General features: G+C 60.7%; 3 protein-coding genes and 1 tRNA gene. 2 read left to right on the top strand and 2 right to left on the bottom strand.

Translation table 11 applies throughout. The features are described 5' to 3' along the window. On the bottom strand, positions 1-726 hold a 726-nt coding region (locus ACQY7U_RS22870; protein ID WP_428649839.1), incomplete at its 3' end, for a helix-turn-helix transcriptional regulator. Between the two features lie 147 nt (positions 727-873). Here ACQY7U_RS22870 and ACQY7U_RS22865 point away from each other — a divergent pair. After that, the gene (locus tag ACQY7U_RS22865) at positions 874-1,107 is read left to right on the top strand and encodes a DUF1127 domain-containing protein (RefSeq protein ID WP_428649836.1); all 234 of its coding nucleotides are present in this window, start codon (positions 874-876) and stop codon (positions 1,105-1,107) included. A gap of 157 nt (positions 1,108-1,264) precedes the next feature. Here ACQY7U_RS22865 and ACQY7U_RS22860 read toward each other — a convergent pair whose 3' ends face one another. After that, the gene (locus ACQY7U_RS22860; protein ID WP_428649834.1) at positions 1,265-2,239 is read right to left on the bottom strand and encodes a complex I NDUFA9 subunit family protein; all 975 of its coding nucleotides are present in this window, start codon (positions 2,237-2,239) and stop codon (positions 1,265-1,267) included. Between the two features lie 189 nt (positions 2,240-2,428). Between ACQY7U_RS22860 and ACQY7U_RS22855 the strand changes: the two genes are divergently transcribed. Next, positions 2,429-2,515: transfer RNA gene (locus ACQY7U_RS22855), tRNA-Leu, on the top strand. Positions 2,516-2,687 lie beyond the last annotated feature (172 nt).

Below are 2,687 nucleotides of genomic sequence, written 5' to 3'. Positions count from 1 at the left end.
GGAGAGCCAGGCGCCGCCGAGCAGGTTCTGGATCGAGAAATTCCTGTCCGGCCGGAAGAACAGCCCGCTGATTTCAAGATTCCGTACCCGGTCGGCCCGGTAGACCTTCAGGAGATCCGTGTCGACGCAGCGCCCGGCGAGATACCAAAGGTCCCGGTCGAACATGACACCATAGGGTTCGACATCGTGAGCCTTCACGGTCCTGCGAGCCGGGTTCACATGGTCGAATCGCACGCGCTTGCTATCCAAAATGCCGGCCATGAAGCCGTCCAGCGCCGTCTGCCAGTCTTCCGTCGGTTCCGCCTTGGTGCCGGAATGAAAGATGTCCGGCGGGATAGGCTCGATGCCGACAATGCGGTCTGCTTCCTTCAACAGGCCATGGACGGACTTGGGCAGGGAGGCGAGCAGCTTCTTTTCCGCCGAGGCGAGGTCGCCTGCGAGCGGGACCGTCCGGCTGGAGCGCACCAGGGCCATTGCCGCCAGAAGAGCGGCGGTCTCGTTGCGGGTCAGGGCGACCGGCGGCTGGATGTAACCGCTGGCGAGCCGGTAGCCGCCTTCGGCACCGCGCTCTGCATCGACCGGAACGCCGAGTGCGATCAACCGGTCGATATCCCGGTAGATCGTCCGGTGGGAAACCTGAAAGCGTTCGGCCAGGGACGTGGCCGACACGAGTTTGCCGCCCGTCAGCATCAACAGGATGCCGAGGGCACGTTCAATCGGATTCATGAAGCGGGTCCGTCGAGATTCTTCGAAAAAAAATCTTACCCCGGGAACAGAACGGGATCAAACATGACTCGCAGTTGTCAGGATTGATCCGTCATCTTTGTCTCGTCCCCAGGAAGTGGACCGCTATCGTTCCCCAGGAGAAGAGAGATGAGCCTTGAGATTGAAACCGTTTTTCGCAACCGTGCCCATAGCCGCGGTCTATTGCTGGATGCCATTCGTGCTGTTGCCGAAGGACTTCGCAGGTATTACCTCCGCCGGACGACTGATCGTGCCCTGTCTCGTCTGAGCGAAAGGGAGCTTAAGGACATTGGTCTGTTTCGAACCGAATTCGGTGATCTCGAAATTCACAAGGACAGTATCCGCGCAAGAGAGAGGCAATAACCGCATCCGGCGGCTGATCTTCCCCTGTCGGCCGCCGGACATGTTGCGCGTTTCGCAGACTGGCAAAGAGGGTCTGGTTCGGGTGCATGCCGCAACCGGGTAATAAAGAAAAACGGGCCCCTGAGGACCCGTTCTGAAAATCGATTTCCGACCGTATTCAGACCGCCCGGTGGGCGTCGTACTGGCCGTGTTCACGGAAGCGGTCGAGGTAGGTTGGCAGGATTGCGGCGAGTGTCGCCGGCTTGATGCCGAGGCCTTCCAGGGTTCGGCCCTCCGTCTTGGCGGCATCGGAAACCACATTGTCGGACTTCAGCAACTCGACCTGATCGGCCGTCAGCGGGGCGCCGGGAACCAGCTGCAGGACCTTTCCGAGAGCGGAGGCGATCGGGAAGGGAATTGGTAGCAAGGTGCGCGACCGGCGCGTGACCGCGAGCATGTCTTCAAGGCACTCCTTGAAGCTCTTCACTTCCGGGCCGCCGAGTTCGTATGTGGCCCCTGCCGTCAGCTCTCCGTCGACCGCGCGGGCGACCGCCTCGGCGACGTCGCAGACATAGACGGGCTGGAACTTCGTCTGGCCGCCGCCGATCAGCGGCAGGACCGGGGAGAAGCGGGCCATATCGGCAAACTGGTTGAAGAAATTGTCTTCCGGACCGAACACGATGGACGGGCGGAGGATGACGCTGCCGGGCAAGGTTTCCAGAACGCCGGCTTCGCCGGCTGACTTGGAGCGGGCATAGGCCGAAGAGCTGTCGGCATTCGCACCGATGGCGGAAATATGCGTGATCGAATCAAGACCGGCGGCACGGGCCGCTTCAGCGATGGCCCGCGGGCCGAAGGCCTGGACAGCATCGAAGGACTGCTTGCCGGAAGGCGCCAGTATGCCGACGGCGTTGACAACGGCGCCGGCGCCGGCAACAGCACGGTCGACGGACCAACGGTAACGCAGGTTGGCTTGAACGGGCATGATCTGGCCCGGTGTGCCGAGCGGCTGCAAGTGTGTCGCAAGATCCGGACGCCGGACGGCGGCACGCACGCGATAGCCGCGCCGGGCCAGCGCCTGAACGATGTGCCGGCCCAAAAATCCGGAGCCGCCGAATACCGTGACGAGTTTGCCATTAAGAGGTGTGGACATCCTGCAATGCCTTCTGTCGCGTCCAAAAAGTGTCCGGCCCAAGGTCCCAGCCCCGAAGTTCCGCCGGTAATTCACCCTGTCTCTTAGCCCTTTGTGCGGTGCGTGTGAAGGGCTGCGTGTGAATGAACAAAAAAAGTGTCATTCAGTGATTGACAAGGGCAAGAACGGCCCTTACAAGCCCCCCTCACAGCCCAGGTGGCGGAACTGGTAGACGCGCTAGCTTCAGGTGCTAGTGCCCTTACGGGCGTGGAGGTTCGAGTCCTCTCCTGGGCACCAAATTTTGATCTTGGACAATCCAGTTCAGTCCGAGATTTCAGAAAAAGGTCCGGTTTTCCGGGCCTTTTTTCGTTTCTATTGTCCGGTGTCGTCCGATGCGGTTTGTTGGTATCCGGCGCATTTGTTGGTATCATTTCCCTGAAAAGACCAACAAGCCTTGGATTCGTGTTGG

The sequence above is a fragment of the Roseibium sp. genome (genome assembly GCF_050301095.1).
In the GTDB taxonomy this organism is placed as follows: Bacteria; Pseudomonadota; Alphaproteobacteria; order Rhizobiales; family Stappiaceae; genus Roseibium.
The sequence above is the reverse complement of the archived record's forward strand: the minus strand, read 5'-3'. Positions and strand labels throughout refer to the sequence as shown.